The organism is Streptomyces sp. NPDC048461, from assembly GCF_055587105.1.
This window is the reverse complement of the sequence record NZ_JBVJGW010000022.1, coordinates 75,813-97,935: the sequence shown is the minus strand read 5'-3', so window position 1 is coordinate 97,935 and position 22,123 is coordinate 75,813. Positions and strand designations below refer to the sequence as shown.

The following is a 22,123-nucleotide window of genomic DNA, read 5'->3' as shown; positions in this document are numbered from 1 at the left end:
CAGGCGCACGCTCGTCCCGGTCACCGGGTCGCTGCCGGTCAGCCGCCCGGCGTCCGCCGCGGCAGAGGGGTGCCGCAACGGCTGCAGAAGCGTGCCGCGGCCTCGATCGCGTGGTGGAAGCACTGTCCGCAGACCAGGTGCAGGCCGCACGGGGCGGCGTCGTCGGGCCCGGGGCGACGGCCGATGCCCATCCCGGCCCGGCGCCGGTGGGCGGTGAGGAAGACCAGCCCCTCCGGACCGGCCGCGAGCCCCCGCGGAGCGCCGCGCGGCAGGACGGCGACGGACCCGGGGCGCACCTCGCGCCCGCCGCCGGCCAGGCTGAGGCGGCCACCGCCCGCGACGACGACGAGCAGGACGTCGAGGTGGGCTTCGGTGTGGGGGGCGACTTCGGCCCCGGGAGGCAGCCGGACCACGTTGGCGTCGAGCTGGCGGCCGTCGTCCCGCAGCCGCCACAGCGCGCCGCCCTGCCCGGCGGCGGCGTGCGCGACGAGCTCGCCGAGGTCGGCCCCTTCGGCGTCGGGTGTGGTGGGCATCGGCGTCCCTTCGGTCCCCGCGATCGTCCCGGCGCCTGCATGATCTCCCATCGGACGGCCCTGCGGGGCGACTGTCACGGATCCGCACGGTGCCGGGCGGCGCGTGGCGGCGCGGCGTGGGACGGCATGGGCGGGCGGTGCGGGCGGTCGGGCGGTGCGGGCGGGTGGTGCGGGCCGTGGTGACGAAACGGTCACGTGCCGCCACGTCCCGGGGAGCGGAATCGTTGGTCCGGCATGCAGGAGACGATGTTCGCAGCGCGGGCGACCACCGGGGGCCCGCGACCGCTCCGGGCGGCATGGACCGAGTCCGACTCTCCGATCTACGACCGCCTGGAGCGGGAGTGGGTGCTGGCGGGCCGGACGGTGCCCCGCCCGCCGGCCCCGGCCGGATGGGACCGGGTCGAGCGCAGGGACCGCTTCGGGCGGTCCTGACCGGCCCGCCGACGCCCGCCGACGCCCGCCGACGCCCGCGGCATCCGCCCGGCCCGTATCCGGCTCGACCGGGGTCGAGGCAACCCCTCGCGCCTCAGGCCCTGTTGGCCGTGCTCAGCCGCTGTTCGACGGCGAGGACCGGACCGCGGCGGCCACCCGGGTGGCCGCCGCGTAGGCGTGGGCGGCGCCGACCAGCGCGCTGGCAGCCGCGATCGCCCACACGAACCACCCCGCGTCCGCGACGGCGGCGCGGTAGGCGGTGACGGCCAGCAGCAGCGACGAAGCGGCACAGCAGGCGACGGAGACGCCCGGGGGCACCGCGCCGAGGGCCTCCGTCTTCGACGCGCGGTCGAACGACGTGCAGGCCCATGCGAGGACGACGACGGTGGTGACGTACGCGGCCACCTCGGCCGCCACCGGCGACGCGGGCGCACCGGCCGCGGCGGCCACCACGGCCGCGGTCTGGAGCTGGGTGACGCCCACGGCGGCGTACACGATCCGGCCCGCGACCGGCGGGTTCGGCAGGGTCGTGCCGAACCAGGAGGCGAGCGTCCAGAACGCGCCGGCGAAGGCGACGGCGTTCAGCAGGCCGGACCAGGTCACCGCGGACAGCGCCGCCAGTTCGCCCGCCGCGGCGGCGAGGGCGAGCAGGGCGGCCGCCGCGTAGCCCCAGCGGACCGGGCCGGCGCCGCGGCGCGGGAAGCGCACCCCGTGGACGGTGAAGAGCAGCCCGCCGACACCTGCGCCGAGGGCGGGGAGCCAGCCGGGCAGGTCGGCCGAGCCCGTACGGAGGGCGGCGCCGAGCAGGCAGGACACCGCGAACAGCGCGGCTCCCAGCGCCTGTGAGCCGCGTACGACGAACACCGGGTAGTGCGCCGGGAGCGGATCCGTGATCCGCCGGGCGGCCCAGGGGTCGTCCGTCCCGCCCCGGTCGAAGGCCGCCGTCGCGGCCCGCCGCCGGGCCGCGAGCCGTTCCTCCGCCGGCGGGAGCGCACCCTTGCCGGGTCCCGCCCAGAGGGTCACCAGGTAGGCCGACGTGGCAAAGACGACCAGGGCGGCCGTCGGGGCCGCCGCCGGGACGCCCGAGAAGCCGACCGGCTCGGTCGACGCCGCCTCCACCCGGGCCTGGAGCGGCCAGAGGGCCGCGGCGACGCCCAGCATCGGCACCGTACCGGCGCCGAGGACGAGGCCGGTGCGCAGCGGCTCCCGCAGCCGGCCGGAGGCCCCGGCGGTGGCCGCCCCGGCGTAGACCAGGCCGGCGCCGACGAACCCGGCGGTCTCGACGGTGTTCCAGGCGTCCGCCTTCGCGTGCACGGTCCCACGGCTGACGATCTCCTCGTACGTACCGCTGCGGGAGCCGGTGCCGGGGCACGCGTCGCCCGGGCGCATGGGCTGCCCGTCACAGGCCGGCGGTCCGGCGTACGCGGCGGAGGCCGCGTCGTGGGCCGCCGTCAGCGCCCAGGCGATGACCAGCCAGCCGATCACCAGGAGCACGGCGCCGACGGTCCGGCCCTGGACGTCCGTTACGGAGTCGGTCACCGCCGGTCCTCCCTGTTCGGCGCGGTGGAACCCCTCCCCGGTCTCGGTGGATCCCCCGCCGCTCACACGTCTGTTTCGAGCCACATCCTGGCACCGGGCCCCCTCCCCGCCGGGGCGGAGAGGAGGGACGTCACCTGAACGAGCGAGCCGTGGCCCGGCTCCGCCGAGGGCGATCGCACGGCTGCCGGGTGCGGTCGACGAAGTGCGGTGTGAAGTCTGCGGGTTGGAGGCCCGCTCCGCGAGGGGGATTCGCGCCGCGCCAGGGGGTGTCGTCGAATGCGGGCGGTGTCCAGGGTCCGGCCCGGAGTGAGTATGTTCGTCCGATGGCGCGTTCGAAGCGCTTGGGGAGGGGAGAGTGCCGGTGAACGTCGTCGCGATGATGGAAGCACTGGCTGAACAGGGCGTAACGGTGCTGCTCAAGGCCGACGCTGAGCGGATGACAGAGAGGGACAAGCCCTGGACCTTCGTCGCCAGTGGAGCGCCGTTGCGCGAGGACGTCCTTGTGCGAACCGATGCCGCGTCTGTGGAGCAATGCCTCGCAGTGTGCTTGCCCCGCCTGCGTGAGCTGGGCCTTTCGTTCCCTGAGTGAGAGAGCGGGTGTGACCGAACATCCGCCTTGGATGTCAGTGCCGGCTGCATACATGAGCCCATGGACTGGTGAGCTCGCATGTTGACGCGCCGTGTGTTCCTCGGTGAGGTCAGTCGTGGTGTCACCGTGTGCGGTCTCCGAGGGTGCCATCGTTGCCGGCAAGGCCCCGGTCGTCCGCTGCCTGCGCGTCGTTCCGTACCATCCGCTGGTGATGTTCCGTCTTCTCGCCACGCCACGCCGCCGAGTCGCAGCCGTGCTCACCGTGACGGCCACCGTCGTCGCGTTCGGGTCGTGGTTGCTGTGGCCGGTCTACGATTCATCGTGCGTCGTCTACTCCGGGGCCTACGTCCCCATGAAGGCGCCGAAGGCCGAGATCGACGCCGCCGTGCAGCGGCGCTACGACAAGGCCCTCGCCGACGGTGCGTGCGGGCCCAAGCGGGCGCGCTTCCACAACTGGACTCGGTGAGGCCGGCCCTGGCGTCACCGTGCGTGGTCAACGGGGGCGCATCGCCACCAGGTTCCGCCGGCCTCCGTGACGAGGTGGACGGTGGTCCTGTCGTGGTAGCCAAGGGCCCGGGCGACGACGGGTGCGGGGGCTTGAAGGACGAGGGCTCCAGCCTTTGACGGCATCGGCCGTTACGCCGTCTGTTTCAGGCGCCGCGGCGCAGCCACCTTCCGGCCTGCACTCTCGGCTCGGGCCCGGCGTATCGCGGCGGCCTTGGTCACTGCGGCCTCACGGCGGCGCTGGACGCGAGGCTGGTTGTCGGGGCCGGCGTAGAGCCCCACCGTGCTGCCGAGCCGGACCGGAACGGGCACGAGTCGAGGCGGCCGCCACCAGCACGGCAGCGGGCCCCGCTAATACGAGCACACGCCCCGGCTGATGTGATCTTGTAGTTCTACGCTGGAGACTCAAGTCCACTCGCCTGCCGGCAGGCAGCCACTCCTCATCCACAAGTCTTGACCATTCCCCCGATCGCCGTTGGCAGCGTCGATCCTGCCTACGGTGCATTCATCGGTGCCGGTTCGGCGTCACAGTTGTCCTCGCGCCGTACTGCGGCACTTCAGAGCTGGCATGTTGATGAGCTCTCTGACTCCCCATGCCTGATAGGCGAAGTCCTGCAGCCGAGGCCGTTTCGCTTCAGCCGTGGGTGAGCGGCGGTGTCCGGGGTTGCTTGTGGAACGCTGACCGTGCGACGCGGGCCGCGATGAAGCCGATCAGGGCTGTGGCTGCCGCGAGCCCGATGCCGGTCCAGTCGAGCGGTTCGGTTTCCAGGATCGACCGGAGTGCCGGTACGTAGAGTGCGGCCACCGCGAGGAGTGCGGAGGAGAGGACGGCCAAGGGGAGGAACAGGTTCTCTCTCGTCATGAGACGGGCTCGAAGGCCCAGGACGACTCCGAGCTGGGCGGCGAGCAGGGCGAGGAAGAGCACGCTCTGCCAAGGCAGGTCCCAGGCGCGTGCGGTGAGGGCTGCCGCGAGGCAGGAGGCGGTGACGACGGTGGCGAGCAGGAGGAGTCGCTGCCAGGCGCCGGCTCCGAGGATGTGCTGTCCGGTGGGGCGGGGAGGTCTGTTCATGGCGCCGGGTGAGACGGGTTCGGCGCCCATGGCGACGCCGGTGAGGCCGTGGGTGAGGAGGTTGATCCAGAGGATCTGTCCGGCCCGCAGGGGCAGGGGGAGGCCGATGAGGGGGCCGGTGAGCATGACGAGGATCTCGGCGGTTCCGCCGGCGAGGCCGTAGATGAGAAAGCGGCGGATGTTGTCGTAGACGCGTCGTCCCTCCTCGACGGCTGTGACCACGGTCGACAGTTCGTCGTCCGTGAGTACGAGGTCGGCGGCCTGCCGGGCTACTTCTGTGCCGCGTGCGCCCATGGCGACGCCGATGTCGGCCTGGCGCAGGGCGGGGCCGTCGTTCACGCCGTCGCCGGTCATCGCGGTGACGGCGCCGTGAGAGCGCCAGGCTTCGACGATGTCCAGCTTCTGCTGCGGATTCGTACGCGCGAACACCCGGACGGCGGTGAGGTCCTCGACCCGCCCGGCGGCGATGTCCGCGCCGGTGACCACATCCTCGGACGAGGTACCGCCCGAGAGGAGCCCAACCTGGGCGGCCACCGCGCGGGCGGTGGCGGGGTGGTCGCCGGTGATGAGGATGGGGGTGATGCCTGCGGCCCGGCAGGCGGCGAGGGTGCCCGCTGCTTCCGCTTTGGGAGGATCGCTGATGGCGACCAGGCCGAGCAGGTGGAGGCCGGACTCGGCGTGAGCGGCGTCGTCCGGCAGGGCGTCCCGTGTCCCGGAGGCGATGGCGAGGACGCGGAAGCCGCGTGCTGCCAGCAGCGCGGCCTGCTGTTCCGCCGTGTATAGCAGGCCGGTGCCATCGGCGAGGACGGCGGGGACCAGGACCGCCTCGGGTGCGCCTTTCAGGCAGACGAGCACCCGGTCATCGGCCGTGGTGTGCAGGGTGGTCATGCGTTTGCGCAGGCTGTCGAAGGGCGCTTCGTCCGTGCGCGGGTGGCTTGCGTGGAGGTCGGCTTGGGCGGCGCAGCCTGCTTTGGCCGCGGCTGTCAGGAGCGCTGCCTCGGTGGGATCGCCGATCGCGGTCCAGCGGTCGTCGGGCGGGGCGGGGCCCGTCGGGGGCCGGATCGAGGCGTCGTTGCAGAGTGCCGCAGCGGTCAGCAGTTCGCGTAGCGGTTCCCATTCGGTCCGTGTCGGGGGTCGGTTGGCGATCTGGATGTCACCTTTCGGCTCGTAGCCGACGCCGGAGAGGTCAGCTGTCGAGTGGGGTGTCCAGACGTGCTGGACCACCATGCGGCCTTCGGTGAGGGTGCCGGTCTTGTCGGTGGCGAGGACCGACACCGAGCCGAGTGTTTCCACGGCGGGCAGGCGGCGGACGAGGGCGTGGCGGGTGGCCATGCGGCGGGCGCCGAGTGCGAGGGCGAGGGTGACGACGGCGGGCAGGGATTCCGGTACCGCGGCGACCGCGAGGCTGATGGCGGTGACGGCCATGATCCCAACGGGAAGGCCTTGCAGGAGACCGAGCAGGAAGACGACGAGGCAGAGTCCGAGGGTGGCGGCGGCAAGCAGCCTGCCGAGGGAGGCGAGGCGGTGTTGCAGCGGGGTCGGCTCGCGCCCCCCGTCGAGGAGGGCGGCGATGCGGCCGAGGGCGCTGGCCGCGCCGGTTGCCGTCACGGTGGCCACGCCCCTCCCCCGGACGACGACGGTTCCGGCGCTCAAGGCCGTACCGGGATCTTTGTCCACCGCGAGGGACTCGCCGGTGATCATGGACTCGTCGACGAGGAGGGCCGAGGCCTCGGTGAGGTCGGCGTCGGCGGCGACGATGTCGCCTTCGCCGAGGAGAAGCACGTCGCCGGGGACGACGTCGGTGGCCGGGACTTCACGTGGCGTGCTGTCTCGCAGTACGCGTGCTCCCGGGGCGGACATGGCCGAGAGGGCGGCCACCGCGTTGTCGGCACGGATCTCCTGGGTCACGCCGACGGTGGTGTTGAAGAGGATCACCAGACCGATGACGACGGAGTCGGCGTGGTCGCCGATGGCGATCGTGAGCAGGACCGCGCCGATCAGGACCATGATGAGGGGGTCGCGGAGTTGCGCGAGGATCCTCGCGTAAAGGGGGGTGGCCGGCTGGGCGGCGACTTCGTTGCGGCCGTGCTCGGCGAGCAGGTGTGCGGCCTCGCGCTCGGTGAGTCCGGTGGACGGCTGTGTGGTCGAGGGTGCCTGGCCGGCCGCGGGCGCGGACATCAGGTCCCCCGCGGGACGGGGACCGTGATGACCGGGCAGTGGGCCCGGTGCAGCAGTCCGTGGACGACGGAACCGAGCCGCATGCCCGTGTAGCCCCCGTTTCCCCGTCGGCCCAGAACCAGACCCAGGGCGTGTTCTGCTGCCTCGGCGAGCTCCTCGACCGGGTGACCGGCCAGCACTTCGTGGGTGAGCGCGACGTCGGGGTACTTCTCCGACCACCCGGCGACGGTCTCGGACAGCACACGGCGCTGCGTCTGCACCCCGACGTTCTCGTCCTGGAACGAGAGGAGCGGCTGGTGCCACACCGAGATCGCCCGCAGAGCGCATCCGCGTAGGTCCGCCTCCTCGAACGCCACGGCCAGGGCCGCTTTCGAGGACTCGCTGCCGTCGATTGCGACCACCAGGTAGGGCGCTTCCTGGCTGACGTGCTCGGCATCGCCCACGACGACGACCGGGCAGTGCGCCTGGGCGACCACGGGCACGACGAGGGAGCCGGCGCTGAGGAACTCCTCGGTGCGGCTGAGGTGTCGTGAGCCGAGCACCACCATGGGCGCCTGGTGGGAGAGCCGGCCGAGGGCGGGCGCCGGGAATCCGTCGAGCAGGTGGGTGGACACCTCCGGTTCGGGGTGCCGCGAGCGCGCCCACGCGGCGGCTGCCTCGAGGATTTCCGCTCCGGAACGGCGCAGGTCGACGCGGTGGTCGGTTCCGTCGACGTGCTGGGTGTCGTGTTGCGGTGGGACTGCCAGGGCGAGACCCAGCCCGAGCGACCGGCGGTGTGCCTCGTCGGCTGCCCAGGCCAGGGCCATGTGCCAGTCCCTGACCGGGTCGATGCCGACGATGATCTCGTGGCCTGTCATGTTCTCGATCACGACTCGCTCCCCTGGTCGTTGGCGTGCCGCGGAATGAGCAGCACGGGGCAGTGGGCGTGGTGCACGAGGCTGTGGGTCGCGTGCCCGAGCGTGCGGCCGATGTAGCCCGGGGAGCGTCTTCCCCCGACGACCAGCAGGTCTGCGTGCCGGGACGCCTCGGCGAGTGCCCCGGCCACCGAGAAGTTCTGCTCGACGTCCGCCTGGACGTGCAGATCCGGGAACTCCTCGCGGATCAGGTCGGCCATGGCCGTCAGGCGGTGTGCGTGGCGTTCGCTGATCTCTTCGACGTCGTCGAGCATGCTCACGACGTTGCCGACGGACTGGAGCAGGTTCCATGCGTGCATCAGCCGCAGCGAGGCCTTGCGCAGCTCTGCTTCGCACGCGGCGTACCGGACGCAGTCGAGGTCGTGTTCGTCGCGGACGCCGGCCAGCACGCTGCCCCTCTCGACATCCCGGTGCGTCCCCCGAACGACGGCGAGGGGCGTGGTGGCGCCGGCTGCGGCCTTGAGGGCGACGGAGCCGAGCATCAGCGAGGTGAACCCGCCGAGACCGCGGTTGCCGACGACGACGGTGCCGTGGTTGCCGGCGGACCGGTGGAGGCTGGGTACTGGTGCGCTGCGGCTGAACTCCGTGGTGACGTGCAGATCGGGATGGAGTTGCGTGACGGCGGCGGCAGTCTCCTGGAGCAGCTCGCGGCCCGCTGCGCGGGTCCGTTCGACGGATTCCGCCGATGCGTAGACGGCTCTGCCGTCGGTGTCGGCGGCGTGGACGATGCGCAGGGTCGTCTGCCTGCGTTCGGCTTCGGCCGCTGCCCACAGGGCTGCCCCGCGTGCGGGCTCCGACCCGTCGACGCCGACGACGACCGTCCCGAGTTCCGGACCGGCGGTGGTGCCTTCCATGGTTTCTCCTGATCGAGGGCCATCGTGCTTCTCCTCTCACGCTGGCATCGCGGACGCATGGTCTGGGAGGGCCATAGAGGCCAGTTCACGGGCCGACTGGTCCCTCCCCGGCGCCCGGTTGCGGGCGTGAGTCTGCGAGACGGACCCGGTCGGCCCCCTCACAGGTCCGTTCGGCCCTCGTTACGGTCGCCGGCCGGGGCGGATGGTGGCTGGTACGGATGGTGCTGACCAGCCTTTCGCGCCCCTGCAAGACGACGTACAGGAGGTCCGCTGGTGAGGCACACCCAGGTCGGCCCGGTGATGACGGCCGCACGGACGGTTCCCGTCTGATCCCGCCGGAGCGCGGGGCGCGCCCCGTCATCTGGTGACAGCGAGGTGTTCCGCGAAGCCTGAGGAGGCCACCATCATGAACCGCCACGTAACCGTCGGAGTCGACGGCACTCCCGAGAGCCTTTCCGCAGCCCGCTGGGCAGCACGCGAGGCTACGCTCCGGCAGGCCCCGCTGCGGATCGTCCACGCCGAGGACTGGTCCTCCGGCACACTGGTGCCCGAGCGGGATCCCGGGACGCGCGACCGCTGGGCGGATGAGGTCCTGGCGTCCGCCACCGACGAGCTGAAGCAGGCGTATCCCCGTCTGGAGATCTCCACGCGTCGCCTCTCGGGAAGGCCTTCCACGGCTCTGGCGGCCGAGGCCCGGGACGCCGGCCTCCTGGTCCTCGGCTCCCGCGGGCTGGGCAGTGTGGTGGGGTTCATCGTCGGCTCCGTGAGCCTGTCCACCCTCGCGGCCACCGAGACACCCGTCGTCCTCGTACGGGCGGGAGACGGCTGGGTGCACGCTGCCCCCACCGGGTACGGCGAGATCGTCGTGGGCGTCGATGTCCACCAGGCCTGCGACAGGGTCCTTGCCTTCGCGTTCGAGGAAGCCTCACGCCGCGACTGCGCGCTGCGGGCGGTGCACGGCTGGAAACTCCCCTCCGCATCCGGCTACTCGCCGGTCCTCAGGCCCTCGGTCGCGCGGGAGGTCGACCGCACCGTCGCCCAGATGCTCGACGACATGCTAATGCCGTGGCGGCTGAAGTTCCCGGACGTGCGGCTTGAGGAGAAGACGTTCATCGGATCAGCGGGACGGGAGCTCGTACAGGCCACCGCGGGCGCGGACCTCGTCGTCATCGGACGCCGGATCCGCCGCACGCCCATGGGCGCACACCTCGGGCCGGTCGCCCACGCGGTCCTCCACCACACGGCCGCGCCGGTCGCCGTGCTCGCCCACGACTGACCTCCCGGCCGACCGCTGCCTCGTCCTGCCAGGTGCTGCGCGTCATCGCGTACGCCGCGCTCATGACGGACGACCACCCGCCCCTCCGACTCGACCAGGGCGGTCAAGAGCCGCTGCTCACCCCGGACGTCGCCCCGTAAGGGCCGGTCGGCTCCACAACGAGCCTCTCGGCCCCTCTCGGAACCCGTGTCCGGGGCGGAGTCTGGAACTCACATGCCACCTCAGGGAGTTGAGCACCATGACCCACCTTGTGACCGCCGGACTGGACGGATCACGCGAAAGCCTCGCGGCGGCCCGATGGGCTGCGCACGAAGCCGACTTGCGAGGAGTGCCTCTGGCCTTGGTCCACGTGGAGGAGTGGCTGGAGCGGCCCCCTCTTACCGTCGCGACCACCGAGGTCCAGCGCCAGTGGGCGGAGGGACTGCTGCGTGAAGCATCTGCGGGGATCAAGCGGTTGTATCCGGATCTGGAAGTCACCTCCAGCCGGCTGTCGGGGATTGCGGCCACAGCGTTGGCTCACGCGGCCGCGTCTTCGGACGTGCTGGTCCTCGGTTCCCGCGGACTCGGCGCCGTCGCCGGCTTCCTCCTCGGGTCCGTCGGCGCCGACACCGTTGCGGCAGCCGATCAGCCGGTGGTCCTCGTACGCGAAGCCCACGGCCCGGCAACGCCTGACAAGGGAGTCGGTAGCGACGGCCCGATCGTGGTGGGCGTGGACACGGGCCGCCCCTGTGACGCGCTCCTCGCCTTCGCCTTCGATGAGGCATCGCGACGTGGGTGCGTCCTGAAGGTCCTCCACGGCTGGGCACCGCCGCCGGTCATCGACTACGGCTCCGTGCTCAGCCTCGGCGCCCAGGAGGAGATCGGGCGCGGGATGGCCACGGCTGTGGCCGACATGATCCGCCCCTGGCGCGACAAGTACCCCACGGTGGAAGTCACCCCCGAGGTGCGTATCGGCCGGCCCGCGATCCAGCTCGTGGACGCCTCCAAGGATGCCGCGCTCGTCGTGGTCGGAAGGCGCATCAGGCGGTCCGCCTACGGCACCCACGTCGGCGCGATCACCCACGCGGTCCTGCACCACGCCGCCGCGCCCGTCGCCGTCATCGCCCACGAGTGACCCCCGCACGACGGGGCGTTGCACACCGGACAACGGCTGAGGCCCTGGTGGGGCTTTCCGCCCGCCAGGGCCTCAGTCGTCGTCGGCGCCCGATTCGGTGGGCAGCCGTCCGGACCAGCCGGGTTCCACTCGTTTCCAGTCCCGTTCCCACGCGGACAGGCTGTGCGCTTCGATTGTCCGAAGTCGGAGGTGGACGACGGCGGCCGCGGTGAGCTCGGCACCGATGTGGTGGGCCCATGCCTGGATCCGCTCGGGGTTGCGGAAGTCTCCGCCCTTGCCTTCGCGTACGAGGGCGCGGGCGAACAGGCCGGGGGTACCGGCCGTGATGCTGCCGCCGAAGGTGATGTGGTCGCGGGCGCCGAGCCGTCGCATCTGCCGGGCTACGGCCCGCACCGGCGGGATGTCCTGCTGTTCGGCGGAGGAGTCCACCGGTCCGCTGCTGAACAGCCAGACGGGGCAGTGCTTCAGCTGCCGCTGGTTGCGTTGCGCGCAGCGCCTCGCCCGTCCGTTCCACCGCCCCGCGTAGAGGGAGCCGCCCAGCACGACGCCGTCGTATCCGCGGACGTCGTTGACTTCGCCGGCGGGGGCCACGACCGCGTCGATCCCGTCCTCGCGCAGCGAGGTTCCGATCTGCTCCGCGATCCCGGCGGTCGCACCGTGCTTGCTTCCGTAGGCGACCAGAACCCTTTTCGCTTTCATGTGCTCCTCCTTCGGTCGTTCCTGCGAGCCGCCCGCGCGGGGTACGCCCGGGTGCTTTCCACTGCCGTCCGAGACGGCGGGGCCCGTAGGCCCACGGGGGGGCCTGTAGGGGCCGTTCGGCCCTCACGGATCGTTCCCGTCCGGGAGGGGGACTTCCGCGGTGCGGGGGTCAGTCCGACGGAAGACGGAACCAGTGCTCGTCTCCGGCCGCCGCCACGACGGCCTGTTCCCCGGGCAGCACGAGGTTCACGGGACCTTCGAGGGATTCGGGGACGGTGATGCCGAGCCTGCCGGGGAGCAGCCGGATGCGGACGCCGCGGTGTCCGCGGTGGCAGAGCGTGAAGGAGACGGGCTCGATCTGCCCCAGGGGGACGGGTTCGACGTACAGGCCTGCGGGGCCGGTCTCCAGGCCAGTGACTCCGCGTTCCGCCAGGTCGAGGGTGCCGGCCATGGCGCCCAGGTGGATGCCCTCGCCGGTGGTTCCGCCCTGGATGTCGGTGACATCGCCGAGGAGCGCCTCTTCGCAGTGCTTCCAGGCGTCCGGGTCCTTCTGGCGGGCCAGTACCCAGCCGTGCACGAGGCTGCTGAGCGTGGATCCGTGGCTGGTGCGCGGCAGGTAGTACGCGACGGTGGCCCGCCATGTCGCGTCGTCGAGCCGGTAGCCGAGCCGGTCGAAGAGGCCGTACAGCTCGGCGGGCCGGAAGAGGTAGCCGAGCATGATGACGTCGGCCTGTTTCGACGCCTGGTAGCGGTTGGCCGTGTCGCCTTCGGACTCGAGGATCCGGTCGAGCCGGCGGACGTCGCGGTAGCGGGCGCGGTAGGCCGCCCAGTCCAGCTCGGCAAGGTCGCCGTATCCCTCGAACTGGCTGATGACGCCCCGGTGGAACGGGACGTACAGACGGCGGGACACCTCGTCCCAGCGCTCCAGCGCGGTGCGGTCCAGGGCGAGGCTGCCGGTCAGCTCCGTCCGGCGCGCGGGGGTCAGCGCGTCGAGCAGTTCGAGTGCCTGCTGGATGACCCATGCGGCCATCACGTTGGTGTAGGCGTTGTCGTCGATTCCGGGGCTCGCGGCATCCGGATAGCCGTCGTGGTACTCGTCCGGGCCGAGCACACCGCGGATGCGGTACCGCTTTCGTCCGGTGTCGTAGACGGCGGCTCCGGCCCAGAACGCGGCGATCTCCAGCAGGAGTTCGGCGCCCGGGCCGTGCATGAAGCCGGTGTCCCCGGTGGCGCGTCCGTACCGGCAGACGTTCAGGGCGATCGCGGAGCCGACGTGGCGCTGCAGGTGGGAGTGGTCGGGCAGCCAGCGGCCGGAGCGGGGATTGAGGTGCAGGGCCTGGCTCTCCTCCTGGCCGGAGCTTCCGCTCTGCCAGGGGAACATGGCCCCGCTCTGTCCGGCGTGCCGGGCGGCGGTGCGGGCCGCCGGCAGCCGTCGGTGGCGGTACATGAGCAGGGCCCGCGCCACGTCGGGGAAGTGCAGGGTGATGTAGGGCAGGACGAACAGTTCGTCCCAGAAGACGTGGCCGCGGTAGGCCTCGCCGTGCAGCCCCCGTGCGGGGACGCCCACGTCCAGCTCGGCGGTGTGCGGAGAGAGCGTCTGGAGCACGTGGAAGAGGTGGAGGCGCAGGATCCGGCCCTTCTCCCCCGAGACGCTGATCTCGCCTTCTTCCCAGAGCCGTTCCCAGGCCGAGTGCTGTGTCGCGAGCAGTGCCGGGAATCCAGGTGCTTGTGAGGCGTGTTCGATCGCGCGCTCCACGAGGTCCCCGGCGGGCCGGTCGAGGGAGGTGTACAGGGCTGCGGTCTTCACCACCACCGCGGATCGCCCGGGGTCCACGGGCAGCGTGAAGGCCTGGACCGTTCCGGTCGCGGTGCGGCTCGTCACGGCGGGTGCGGCGGGTCGGGTGACCGTCCTGGCGGCGAGGGCGATGTCGATGCGGGAGGAGGTGGTGCGGCAGGCGATCCAGGCCAGGCCGTGCGGTGCGAAGCCCGTCCGGTGATCCGTGAGGTGATGGCCGTCGAGCCCGCTGTAGCGGTCCACTCCCGCGTTGGTCACCGCTCCGTCGAGTCCTGATTCCACTTCGACCGTGCCGCTCCAGCCGTACGCGCGGAACGTCGTCCGTTGGGCTGCGAGGAACGGGTCGCCCATGTGCACGATGCGGACGTGGTTGACGCCGAGACGGCGGCCCTGGCCGTCATCGAAGAGCATGTGCCGGGTGAGCGTCCCGCGGCGCAGGTCGAGCACCACCTTGTAGTGCAGCATCCCCGGGTCGTCGGGCGTCAGCCAGTCCCCCGCGGGTCCGCCGTCGGCGATGCAGCGGTACCGCAGCGCCGTCCAGTCGGGGAGGTTGACCATGTCTTCGTTGTCCACCTGCTGGCCGGCCACGTGCGAGGTGAGCCGGTTGTAGCAGCCGGCAGCGTAGGTGGCGGGGTAGTGGACGGGGCCCGCCGGGGTCTCGGGGGCGGCGCCGCGTGTGGCGAACCTGCCGTTGCCCAGGGTGCACAGGGCTTCGACGAGCCGCTCCGTTTTGGGTTCGTAGCGGCCGTACTCCCAGGTCCACGGGGCGGTCACGGTCCTGCCCCGCAGACGGTGTCGGCGACGGCGATGAGTTCGGCGGCGACCAGGTCCGCCCCGCGGTCCCGCAGTGCCCGCGTGGTGACGGGGCTTTTCGTGCGGTCGAGGCCGACGACGAGGCCGAAGCGGCCGCGCCGGCCTGCTTCGACACCCGCGAGGGCGTCCTCCACCACCGCGCAGCGGGCGGGATCCGCGCCGAGCCGTGCTGCCGCGGCGAGGAACAGGGCGGGGTCCGGCTTGCCTGCCAGCCCCAGCCGGGCAGCGTCCGTGCCGTCCACGACCACGTCGAAGAATCCCAGGAGAGAGGCTGATCCGAGGAGTGGCCGGGCGTGCCGCGAGGCCGACACGGCGGCGCAGGACACGCCGTGTGCCCGCAGTCGGGCGAGTGCCGGAGCGACATCGGCGAAGGCCTCGACGGCGCCGGCCTCCAGGGTGCCGACGAACTCCTTCTCCTTGCGCGCCGCGACCGCCCGGACCGAGTCAGTGCCCGGGGCGCTGTCGGGACTGCCGGCCGGCAGGTCGATGCCCCGCGAGTTCAGGAAGGAGGCCGCTCCGTCCAGCCGGGGCTTGCCGTCGACCCACTGGCGGTACTCACGGTCCGCGTCGAAGGGCCGCTGACGTGCCTTCCCTGACGCGGCCCAGGCTTCCAGACAGTGGTCGAAGGCGGTCTTCCAGGCCGCGGCGTGCAGCCGTGCCGAGTCGAGCAGGACGCCGTCGGTGTCGAACACGACGGCACGCAGCGCCGTCACGCCGATCGCGCGCGGCGGCCGCTGATCCGGGTGGGGGTGATGGACATCCAGTGCGTGCGGGGTCCGCCGGCCCAGGGGAGCGAGCGGGCGACCGAGAACAGGTGGCTGACGCGCGCGCCGTCCGTGACGCCGGACAGTTCACCGACGGCCATGACGCTCCAGCCCTCGCGCATCGCGTCGTCGATGTGGTCCACCTCGAAGGCGACCTCGGTCCCGGCTGCCTCGGCGAGCCGGGAGCTGGCCGCTGTGCGGAACGCGATCTCGTCTCCCACGACGACGTAGTTGACGGGAAAGACGGCAAGTCCTTCCAGGCCGGAGAATCCGATCCTGCCGATGCCGTGGGTGGAGATCAGCCGGTGGCATTCGGGCTCGTTCAGCACCGTCAGCTCGGAATCGCGCATCGCGGTTCCCATGCCGGGGGGACTGTCGGTCGTTCTCCCGGTCAGCTCGGAGACGGTGGTCCCCAGGCCGTCCGCGAGACTGACGAGCATGCTCATGCTGGGCGCCGCCGCCCGCTCCTCCACGTAGGCGATGTACGACGCGGCCGCGCCGCAGCTTTCCGCGAGCTCTTCACGCGTGATTCCCAGCTCTTCGCGGCGGGCGGTCACGCGCCGTCCGAGGTCGCCGCGGGCAACGGGGACCTTGATCGGGGATGATCCTGCTGCGGTCTTTCCCATGATCGTCACACCCTTCCCATGTCGAAGCCGGCACAGGAGGTCCCGTGGGCGTCTACCTCAGGCTGTACCTGCGGCCGGCCCGTGGACAGGGCCGGTCGGCCCCCTCCCCTGGCCCGCCCGGCCTGCTTCCACGCAGTGCGGGCCTCGGCGTCTTCAGCGTTCGAGGGGTCCGCTCTCCTGGGCCGTTCCGGGTACCAGGCGACGGTGGAGTTCCGTGGTCATCGCGTGGATGGCCCGGGTGAGTTCCGTGTTGGTCTTGAGTTCCAGCTCCTGCTCGACGAAGTCGTGGTCGGCTTTCGCCTGCTGGAACGCCGCTTGCCGGTTCTGGCCGATCATCACGAACGTCGACAGGAAGATCGCCTCCAGGGAAACGGCGAGCGTCAGCATCGGCCAGGGGTTGGCCTCCACGAACAGCATCCAGAGGGTGAAGGCGACCGCGTGGAGATAGACGAACGGCATGGAGCCGGCGAACTTCGTGATCGCGTCGGCGACACGCAGCTGGACGTCGGCCGCCAGGCTCGTACGGTGTGCGACGACCACCGGATGATGCCGTGCCCGGGTATCAGTTCCGTTCACCTGGCCTGCCTCCTGGGGTTCAGGCCCCTGCATCGCGTCAATAGCCCGCACCGCCTCAAATCGGCCACCCTTCCACGTGTCCTGCGGTAGCCCGCCCTCGCCCGTGGTGGCCGCAGCGGACCCCTGGCTCGCAACCGTCACACGACCGGGTGCCCCACACTCCGCCCCGTCGCGCCCCGGCAGAAGGGGCCGACCGGCCCCCGTGCGGGGGCCGGTCCTGCCCTTCCCTCCCCGAGCCCGTGCGAGCAGCGTGTCAGGCATCGGCTCAGCCGACGCATGCCCCGGCCCGCGGTCCGAAGGAGCACTCATGACCACGTACCGAATCGCGGAGCTGGACGCGCACTGGCGCGCCGCGAACTATGTGGCCGCCGGCCAGATCTACCTCCTGGACAACCCGCTGCTCGCCGAGCCGCTGCGGCCGGAGCACATCAAGCCGCGGCTGCTCGGCCACTGGGGCACCGCGCCCGGCCTGAACTTCGTCCACACCCACCTCAACCGGGTGATCAAGGAGCGCTCCCTGGATGCCCTGTGCGTGTGGGGGCCCGGCCACGGCGGGGCCGCCGTGCTCGCCAACTCCTGGCTGGAGGGCACGTACAGCGAGACCTACCCGGACATCGGCCGCGACGCGGACGGGATGCGCGAGCTGTTCCGACAGTTCTCCTTCCCCGGCGGCGTGCCGAGCCATGTCGCCCCGGAAACACCGGGGTCCGTCCATGAGGGCGGCGAGCTCGGCTACTCGCTGGCCCACGCGTACGGGGCGGCGTTCGACCGTCCCGGGCTGCTGGTGGCCTGTGTCATCGGCGACGGCGAGGCGGAGACGGGTCCGCTGGCAGCCTCCTGGCACTCCAACAAGTTCCTGGACCCGGTCCACGACGGCGCCGTCCTGCCAGTCCTGCACCTCAACGGCTACAAGATCGCCAACCCGACCGTGCTCTCACGTATCCCGGAGGCGGAGCTCGACGCCCTGCTGCGCGGATACGGGCACGAGCCCCTCTACGTCTCCGGCAGTGACCCCGCCCTCGTCCACCCCGCCATGGCCAGAGCCATGGACCAGGCCCTGGACCGCATCCACGCCATCCAGCGGGAAGCCCGGGCCGCGGGTACCGCGCCGGGCGGCGAACGCGCGCGGTGGCCGATGATCGTGCTGCGGACCCCCAAGGGCTGGACGGGTCCCGCGGCCGTCGACGGCCAACCGGTGGAGGGCACCTGGCGCGCGCACCAAGTGCCGCTCGCCGGCGTCCGCGAGGACCCAGGCCACCTGAGGCAGCTGGAGCGCTGGATGCGTTCCTACCGGCCCGAGGAGCTCTTCGGGGCGGACGGCCGTCCGGCGCCCTCCGTGCTGGCCTGCGTACCGGAGGGTGAGCGCCGTCTGGGCGCCAGCCCGTACGCCAACGGCGGCCGGCTGCTGCGTTCGCTCCCGCTGCCCGGGCTCGACGCGTGGGCCGTCCCCGTGGAGAAGCCGGGCAGCACCCTGCACGAGCCGACCCGCGTCCTGGGCCGCTACCTCGCACAGGTCATGAGGGACACGGCCGGACGGCGGGACTTCCGGGTCGTCGGGCCGGACGAGACGGCGAGCAACCACCTCGACGACCTGTACGACGTGACGGGCAAGGCCTGGCAGGGCATGACGGAGCCCACCGACCGGAACCTCTCCCGCGACGGCCGGGTCATGGAGATCCTCTCCGAGCACGTCTGCCAGGGCTGGCTGGAGGGGTACCTCCTGACCGGCCGCCACGGCCTGTTCTCCACGTACGAGGCCTTCGCCCACATCGTCGACTCGATGGTCGGCCAGCACATCAAGTGGCTGAAGAGCGCGCGCGAGCTGAGCTGGCGCGCGCCCGTCGCCTCCCTCAACTACCTGCTCACCTCGCACGTCTGGCGCCAGGACAGCAACGGCTTCTCCCACCAGGACCCCGGATTCGTCGACCACGTCCTCAACAAGAGCCCGGGTGTCGTGCGCGTCTACCTGCCGCCGGACGCCAACACCCTCCTCGCGGTGGCCGACCACACGTTGCGCAGCCGCGACCAGGTCAACGTGATCGTCGCCGGCAAGCAGCCCTGCCACGACTGGCTGTCCATGGACGAAGCGCGTACCCACGTCGCCCGGGGCGCCGGTATCTGGGAGTGGGCCGGAACGGGCGACGGGTCCGGCGAGATCGACGTCGTGCTCGCCTGTGCCGGGGACGTGCCGACCCTGGAGGTGCTCGCCGCCACGGCCCTGCTGCGCCGGCACCTGCCGGAGCTGGCCGTGCGCGTGGTCAACGTCGTCGACATCGCCCGTCTGATGCCGCGGGAGGAGCATCCCCACGGGATGACGGACACGGAGTACGACGCGCTCTTCACCACCGACAGGCCCGTCGTCTTCGCCTACCACGGCTATCCGTGGCTGATCCACCGCCTCGCCTACCGCCGGACCGGCCACCCGAACCTGCACGTCCGCGGCTACAAGGAGTCCGGCACGACCACCACCCCCTTCGACATGGTCGTCCGCAACGACCTCGACCGCTACCGGCTCGTCATGGACGTCATCGACCGCGTCCCCGGCCTCGCCAGGCGGGCGGCGGGGCTGCGGCAGAGCATGTCCGACCAGCGGATCCGCCACCACGACTGGATCCGCCTCCACGGAACCGACCTGCCGGAAGTCGCGGACTGGTCCTGGCCCTACTGAGCGCCGGCCGAGGCGGGACGGACGGGGCGGCGGGGCAGGTGGGCCGCCCGGGCCGCAATGGGGACCGAACGGCCCTTCCCCCGTCGGCCGCCACCGGCAGAGGGTGGGCGTGAACCGAACGGAGAACCGTCATGAGCGCCTCTTCCCTCCACCGGCTCACCTCCTCCCCCGACCGCTTCACCCGCGCCCTGTCCCCGGAGCACCGCGGCAGCCTGCTGGCACTGGCCCACGAGGCGCACTTCCCCGCCGGCGCGCGGCTCTTCAACCAGGGCGGGCACACCGGACACTTCTGGGTCATCCGGTCGGGCAGCGTCGGCATGGACGTCCATGTCCCCGGTCGGCAGGCCGCGGTCGTCGAGACGGTCGGCCCCGGCGAGCTCGTCGGATGGTCCTGGCTGTTCCGCCCCTACACCTGGCACTTCGGCGCCGAGGCCATGACACCGGTACGCACCGACGAGTTCGACGCCGCCGCCGTGCGCGAGCTGATGCACGACGATCCCGCGCTCGCCTCCGAGATGTGGCAGTGGGTGGGTCAGGTGCTCGCCCACCGGCTCGTCTCCGCGCAGATCCGGATCCTCGACCTGTACGCGCCCCACGGCAGCGGAAGCAGCATCTGAGACAATTGACCTCAGACCTATCCCGACCCGAGGGTGTGGCACGGATGTCCGATGCACCAGCTGCCGCTCCGGCCCCCACCCGGGTGTTCCTCCTCGACGACCACGAGGTCGTCCGCCGGGGGCTGCACGATCTCCTGGACGCCGAGCCCGACATCGAGGTGGTGGGCGAGGCGGCGACGGCCGCGCAGGCGCTGGCCCGGGGGCCGGCTCTGCAGCCGGACGTCGCGGTGCTCGACGTCCGGCTGCCCGACAGCGACGGCATCACCGTCTGCCGGGAATTGCGCTCACGCATGCCGGACATCGCCTGCCTCATGCTCACGTCGTTCGACGACGAGGACGCCCTCCTCGACGCCATCATGGCCGGCGCCGCCGGGTACGTCCTGAAGCAGATCAGGGGCTCGGACCTGGTCGCCGCCATCCGCACGGTGGCGACGGGACAGTCGATGCTCGACCCGGCCACGACCGCGCGCCTCATGCGCTCGCTCCGGGACCCCACCGCCGGGAAGCCGCCCGAGGACCAGCGGCTGGCGGTTCTCACCGAGCGCGAGCGCGCCGTCCTGGAGCTCGTCGGCGAGGGCCTCACCAACCGGCAGATCGGCAAGCGGCTCTTCCTGTCGGAAAAGACGGTCAAGAACCACATCTCGCGGCTGCTCGCCAAGCTGGGCGTGGAGCGGCGCGTTCAGGCGGCGGTCATCGCCGCCGAGGTCCGCGAGCGTGACGAACCGAGCCGCTGACGCCTTCGCTCACCCGGAAGGGCCGAGCGGCACATGCCACTCCAGGCAGGTTCCGCCGCCGTCCGGTCGCGGCGCGACCGACAGCCTGCCCCCGCGGCTCTCGGCGCGCTCCGTCAGATTCCGCAGTCCGCTCCAGCTGCCACCGTTCGTGATACCGCCACCGTCATCACTCACCGTCACAACAAGCGTGCCTTTTGCAACGATGATGGCGACTTCCGCCCGAGCCGCCCGCGCGTGCCGGGCAATGTTGGCGAGCCCCTCGACGAGAACGGCGACCACGTCCTCGGCGACCTCGGGCGGCACATCGGTGTCGATCAGGCCCTCCATCCGCAGGGCGGGAGCAAAGCCGAGCACAGCCGCCGCATCGCCCACGGCCCGGACCGCGCGGACCCGGAGTCTGGCGGGGTGGTCCGGGTGCGCCTCGTGGTCACGGAGTCCGAAGATCGTGGAACGGATGATCTTGATCGTCTCGTCCAGGTCGTCGATCGAGCGGCCCAGCCGCTCGGACGCCACGGGGTGCTCCACGAACCGCTGGGCGCTCTGCAGGGTCATCCCCGTCGCGAAGAGGCGCTGAATCGCGAGATCGTGCAGGTCGCGGGCGATCCGCTCACGGTCCGCGAGCAGGCTGACCTGCTCGGTGTCCCGGCGCCGGTCGGCCAGTTCCAGCGCGAGGGCGGCCTGCCCCGCGAACCCGGGCAGCGGCGCGACCTCGGCCGCGGCGAACGAGGGGCGCCCGGTCTGCCGTGCCAGCATCAGCACCCCCCTCAGCATGTCCCGGGTGCCCACCGTGACCGCCACAGCCGGCCCGAATCCCGTCCAGACGTCCGGTTGGACCGCGACCCGGGCATCGGTGGCCACATCCGCGAAGGTGATCAGGCCGTCCCGCGCCGAGGCCAGACCCGCGAGGATCCCCTCGCTGCCCGGCAGGACGACCCCGCGGTGCGCCTCGGCGCCTTCGCCCAGGGCCAGCGAGCCGTGCAGCTCGCCGCTGGGCTCGACCTGGTAGAAGACGCACATCTCGGCCGAGATGATGGACCGGGCCCGGTCCATCATGCCCTCCAGCACCTTTGTCTCCGAGGAGCCCGACAACAGGGCGCTGGTGGAGTCGGAGTTCGCGGCCAGCCAGCGCTCCCGAAGCCGGACCTCCTCGTAAAGGCGGGCGTTGTCGATGGCGACGCCGGCGGCGACCGCCAGGGTCAACAGGACGCCTTCGTCCTCCGCGTCGAAAGCCTTGCCGCCGCGCTTCTCCGTCAGGTAGAGGTTGCCGAACACCTCGTCCCTGATCCGGATCGGTACGCCGGCGAAGGAGCGCATCGGCGGGTGGTGCTCCGGGAAGCCCGAGGAGGCCGCATGTTCCGACAGGTCCGCCAGGCGCAGCGGCTGCGGGTGCCTGATCAGCTCGCCCAGCAGTCCGTGGCCGGCTGGAAGGGCTCCGATCCGCGCCCGGAGCTGGTCGCTGATGCCCACCGGGATGAACGCGGCGAGTCGCTCCTCGTCCCCCACCACGCCCAGCGCACCGTACTCCGCGTCCACGAGGACGACTGCGGCCTCCACGATCCCGCGCAGCACCTGGGGCAGGTCCAGTTCCTGCCCTACCGACATGACTGCTTCAAGCAGCCCGGTCAGCCGGTCGCGGCTGTCCCGTGCGTCGGCGATCTGGGCCTGGAGCGCGTCCAGGCTGCGCTGTGGGATGTGGCTCTCCGCCGCCTCGCGATCGTCCCCGACCATGGACACCTCCGGCGCCATCAAGGGGCTCTGCGGATCCGCCCACTTCAGCGTAGTCCTACCACCAGGCTGACCATCACTTTCCGGACCGTGTGCGGTGAGCA

The 22,123-nt window shown here is 71.9% G+C and carries 19 protein-coding genes; 8 read left to right on the top strand and 11 right to left on the bottom strand.

Annotated elements, in window-relative coordinates; genetic code table 11:
• Nucleotides 1–38 precede the first annotated feature (38 nt).
• Complete coding sequence (locus ACZ6S8_RS30215; RefSeq protein ID WP_469460592.1) at nt 39–533, bottom strand: hypothetical protein; 495 nt, start codon at nt 531–533, stop codon at nt 39–41.
• 234 nt (nt 534–767) lie between these two features.
• Between ACZ6S8_RS30215 and ACZ6S8_RS30210 the strand changes: the two genes are divergently transcribed.
• Complete coding sequence (locus ACZ6S8_RS30210; protein WP_469460591.1) at nt 768–965, top strand: hypothetical protein; 198 nt, start codon at nt 768–770, stop codon at nt 963–965.
• A 114-nt stretch (nt 966–1,079) separates the two neighbouring features.
• Here ACZ6S8_RS30210 and ACZ6S8_RS30205 read toward each other — a convergent pair whose 3' ends face one another.
• Nucleotides 1,080–2,504, bottom strand: a complete 1,425-nt coding sequence (locus ACZ6S8_RS30205) for a hypothetical protein (RefSeq protein WP_469460590.1) — start codon at nt 2,502–2,504, stop codon at nt 1,080–1,082.
• Between the two features lie 361 nt (nt 2,505–2,865).
• Between ACZ6S8_RS30205 and ACZ6S8_RS30200 the strand changes: the two genes are divergently transcribed.
• Both ACZ6S8_RS30200 and ACZ6S8_RS30195 read left to right on the top strand, forming a co-directional pair.
• Nucleotides 2,866–3,093, top strand: a complete 228-nt coding sequence (locus tag ACZ6S8_RS30200; RefSeq protein WP_469460589.1) for a hypothetical protein — start codon at nt 2,866–2,868, stop codon at nt 3,091–3,093.
• Between the two features lie 208 nt (nt 3,094–3,301).
• A complete protein-coding gene (locus ACZ6S8_RS30195; RefSeq protein ID WP_469460588.1) occupies nt 3,302–3,559 on the top strand; it encodes a hypothetical protein in 258 nt (85 codons plus the stop codon).
• A 672-nt stretch (nt 3,560–4,231) separates the two neighbouring features.
• Here ACZ6S8_RS30195 and ACZ6S8_RS30190 read toward each other — a convergent pair.
• The 3 genes from ACZ6S8_RS30190 to ACZ6S8_RS30180 are packed head-to-tail and all read right to left on the bottom strand — an operon-like array spanning nt 4,232 to nt 8,612.
• Nucleotides 4,232–6,844, bottom strand: a complete 2,613-nt coding sequence (locus ACZ6S8_RS30190) for a cation-translocating P-type ATPase (protein ID WP_469460587.1) — start codon at nt 6,842–6,844, stop codon at nt 4,232–4,234.
• On the bottom strand, nt 6,844–7,710 hold the full coding sequence (locus ACZ6S8_RS30185) for a universal stress protein (protein WP_469460625.1): 867 nt from the start codon (nt 7,708–7,710) through the stop codon (nt 6,844–6,846). The genes ACZ6S8_RS30190 and ACZ6S8_RS30185 overlap by 1 nt, the downstream gene beginning before the upstream one ends.
• Nucleotides 7,710–8,612 carry a universal stress protein gene (locus tag ACZ6S8_RS30180; protein ID WP_469460586.1) on the bottom strand — a complete coding sequence of 301 codons (903 nt, stop codon included), beginning with the start codon at nt 8,610–8,612 and terminating at the stop codon, nt 7,710–7,712. Before ACZ6S8_RS30180 ends, ACZ6S8_RS30185 begins: the two co-directional genes overlap by 1 nt.
• A gap of 406 nt (nt 8,613–9,018) precedes the next feature.
• On the opposite strand from ACZ6S8_RS30180, the gene ACZ6S8_RS30175 reads away from it, so the two are divergent.
• Nucleotides 9,019–9,888: a universal stress protein gene (locus ACZ6S8_RS30175; protein ID WP_469460585.1), complete on the top strand. Its 870-nt coding sequence runs from the start codon at nt 9,019–9,021 to the stop codon at nt 9,886–9,888.
• A gap of 238 nt (nt 9,889–10,126) precedes the next feature.
• Nucleotides 10,127–11,002 (top strand): universal stress protein, encoded by an 876-nt coding sequence (locus ACZ6S8_RS30170; RefSeq protein ID WP_469460584.1) that lies wholly within the window; start codon nt 10,127–10,129, stop codon nt 11,000–11,002.
• Between the two features lie 72 nt (nt 11,003–11,074).
• On the opposite strand, the gene ACZ6S8_RS30165 is transcribed toward ACZ6S8_RS30170, so the two are convergent.
• The 5 genes from ACZ6S8_RS30165 to ACZ6S8_RS30145 form a co-directional block, all read right to left on the bottom strand.
• A complete protein-coding gene (locus tag ACZ6S8_RS30165) occupies nt 11,075–11,701 on the bottom strand; it encodes a flavodoxin domain-containing protein (protein ID WP_469460583.1) in 627 nt (208 codons plus the stop codon).
• A 169-nt stretch (nt 11,702–11,870) separates the two neighbouring features.
• A complete protein-coding gene (locus tag ACZ6S8_RS30160; protein WP_469460582.1) occupies nt 11,871–14,270 on the bottom strand; it encodes a glycoside hydrolase family 65 protein in 2,400 nt (799 codons plus the stop codon).
• Nucleotides 14,267–15,022: an HAD-IA family hydrolase gene (locus ACZ6S8_RS30155; RefSeq protein WP_469460581.1), complete on the bottom strand. Its 756-nt coding sequence runs from the start codon at nt 15,020–15,022 to the stop codon at nt 14,267–14,269. The genes ACZ6S8_RS30160 and ACZ6S8_RS30155 overlap by 4 nt, the downstream gene beginning before the upstream one ends.
• Nucleotides 15,019–15,699, bottom strand: a complete 681-nt coding sequence (locus tag ACZ6S8_RS30150) for a helix-turn-helix domain-containing protein (RefSeq protein ID WP_469460580.1) — start codon at nt 15,697–15,699, stop codon at nt 15,019–15,021. Before ACZ6S8_RS30150 ends, ACZ6S8_RS30155 begins: the two co-directional genes overlap by 4 nt.
• A gap of 153 nt (nt 15,700–15,852) precedes the next feature.
• Nucleotides 15,853–16,275 carry a DUF1003 domain-containing protein gene (locus ACZ6S8_RS30145; RefSeq protein ID WP_469460579.1) on the bottom strand — a complete coding sequence of 141 codons (423 nt, stop codon included), beginning with the start codon at nt 16,273–16,275 and terminating at the stop codon, nt 15,853–15,855.
• A 307-nt stretch (nt 16,276–16,582) separates the two neighbouring features.
• Between ACZ6S8_RS30145 and ACZ6S8_RS30140 the strand changes: the two genes are divergently transcribed.
• The 3 genes from ACZ6S8_RS30140 to ACZ6S8_RS30130 all read left to right on the top strand — a co-directional run bounded on the left by ACZ6S8_RS30140 (nt 16,583) and on the right by ACZ6S8_RS30130 (nt 20,294).
• A complete protein-coding gene (locus ACZ6S8_RS30140; protein ID WP_469460578.1) occupies nt 16,583–18,943 on the top strand; it encodes a phosphoketolase family protein in 2,361 nt (786 codons plus the stop codon).
• Nucleotides 18,944–19,074: 131 nt separating this feature from the next.
• Nucleotides 19,075–19,560: a Crp/Fnr family transcriptional regulator gene (locus ACZ6S8_RS30135; RefSeq protein WP_469460577.1), complete on the top strand. Its 486-nt coding sequence runs from the start codon at nt 19,075–19,077 to the stop codon at nt 19,558–19,560.
• Between the two features lie 44 nt (nt 19,561–19,604).
• On the top strand, nt 19,605–20,294 hold the full coding sequence (locus tag ACZ6S8_RS30130; RefSeq protein WP_469460576.1) for a response regulator: 690 nt from the start codon (nt 19,605–19,607) through the stop codon (nt 20,292–20,294).
• 9 nt (nt 20,295–20,303) lie between these two features.
• Here ACZ6S8_RS30130 and ACZ6S8_RS30125 read toward each other — a convergent pair whose 3' ends face one another.
• Complete coding sequence (locus ACZ6S8_RS30125; protein WP_469460575.1) at nt 20,304–22,022, bottom strand: sensor histidine kinase; 1,719 nt, start codon at nt 22,020–22,022, stop codon at nt 20,304–20,306.
• Nucleotides 22,023–22,123 lie beyond the last annotated feature (101 nt).

Bases quoted from the DNA above. Each gene is read 5' to 3' on its own strand.
- ACZ6S8_RS30165 (WP_469460583.1), bottom strand. From the start codon at position 11,701: ATGAAAGCGAAAAGGGTTCTGGTCGCCTACGGAAGCAAGCACGGTGCG.
- ACZ6S8_RS30150 (WP_469460580.1), bottom strand. From the start codon at position 15,699: ATGGGAAAGACCGCAGCAGGATCATCCCCGATCAAGGTCCCCGTTGCC.
- ACZ6S8_RS30135 (WP_469460577.1), top strand. From the start codon at position 19,075: ATGAGCGCCTCTTCCCTCCACCGGCTCACCTCCTCCCCCGACCGCTTC.
- ACZ6S8_RS30180 (WP_469460586.1), bottom strand. From the start codon at position 8,612: ATGGAAGGCACCACCGCCGGTCCGGAACTCGGGACGGTCGTCGTCGGC.
- ACZ6S8_RS30175 (WP_469460585.1), top strand. From the start codon at position 9,019: ATGAACCGCCACGTAACCGTCGGAGTCGACGGCACTCCCGAGAGCCTT.
- ACZ6S8_RS30215 (WP_469460592.1), bottom strand. From the start codon at position 533: ATGCCCACCACACCCGACGCCGAAGGGGCCGACCTCGGCGAGCTCGTC.
- ACZ6S8_RS30125 (WP_469460575.1), bottom strand. From the start codon at position 22,022: ATGGTCGGGGACGATCGCGAGGCGGCGGAGAGCCACATCCCACAGCGC.
- ACZ6S8_RS30210 (WP_469460591.1), top strand. From the start codon at position 768: ATGCAGGAGACGATGTTCGCAGCGCGGGCGACCACCGGGGGCCCGCGA.
- ACZ6S8_RS30170 (WP_469460584.1), top strand. From the start codon at position 10,127: ATGACCCACCTTGTGACCGCCGGACTGGACGGATCACGCGAAAGCCTC.
- ACZ6S8_RS30140 (WP_469460578.1), top strand. From the start codon at position 16,583: ATGACCACGTACCGAATCGCGGAGCTGGACGCGCACTGGCGCGCCGCG.
- ACZ6S8_RS30190 (WP_469460587.1), bottom strand. From the start codon at position 6,844: ATGTCCGCGCCCGCGGCCGGCCAGGCACCCTCGACCACACAGCCGTCC.
- ACZ6S8_RS30130 (WP_469460576.1), top strand. From the start codon at position 19,605: ATGTCCGATGCACCAGCTGCCGCTCCGGCCCCCACCCGGGTGTTCCTC.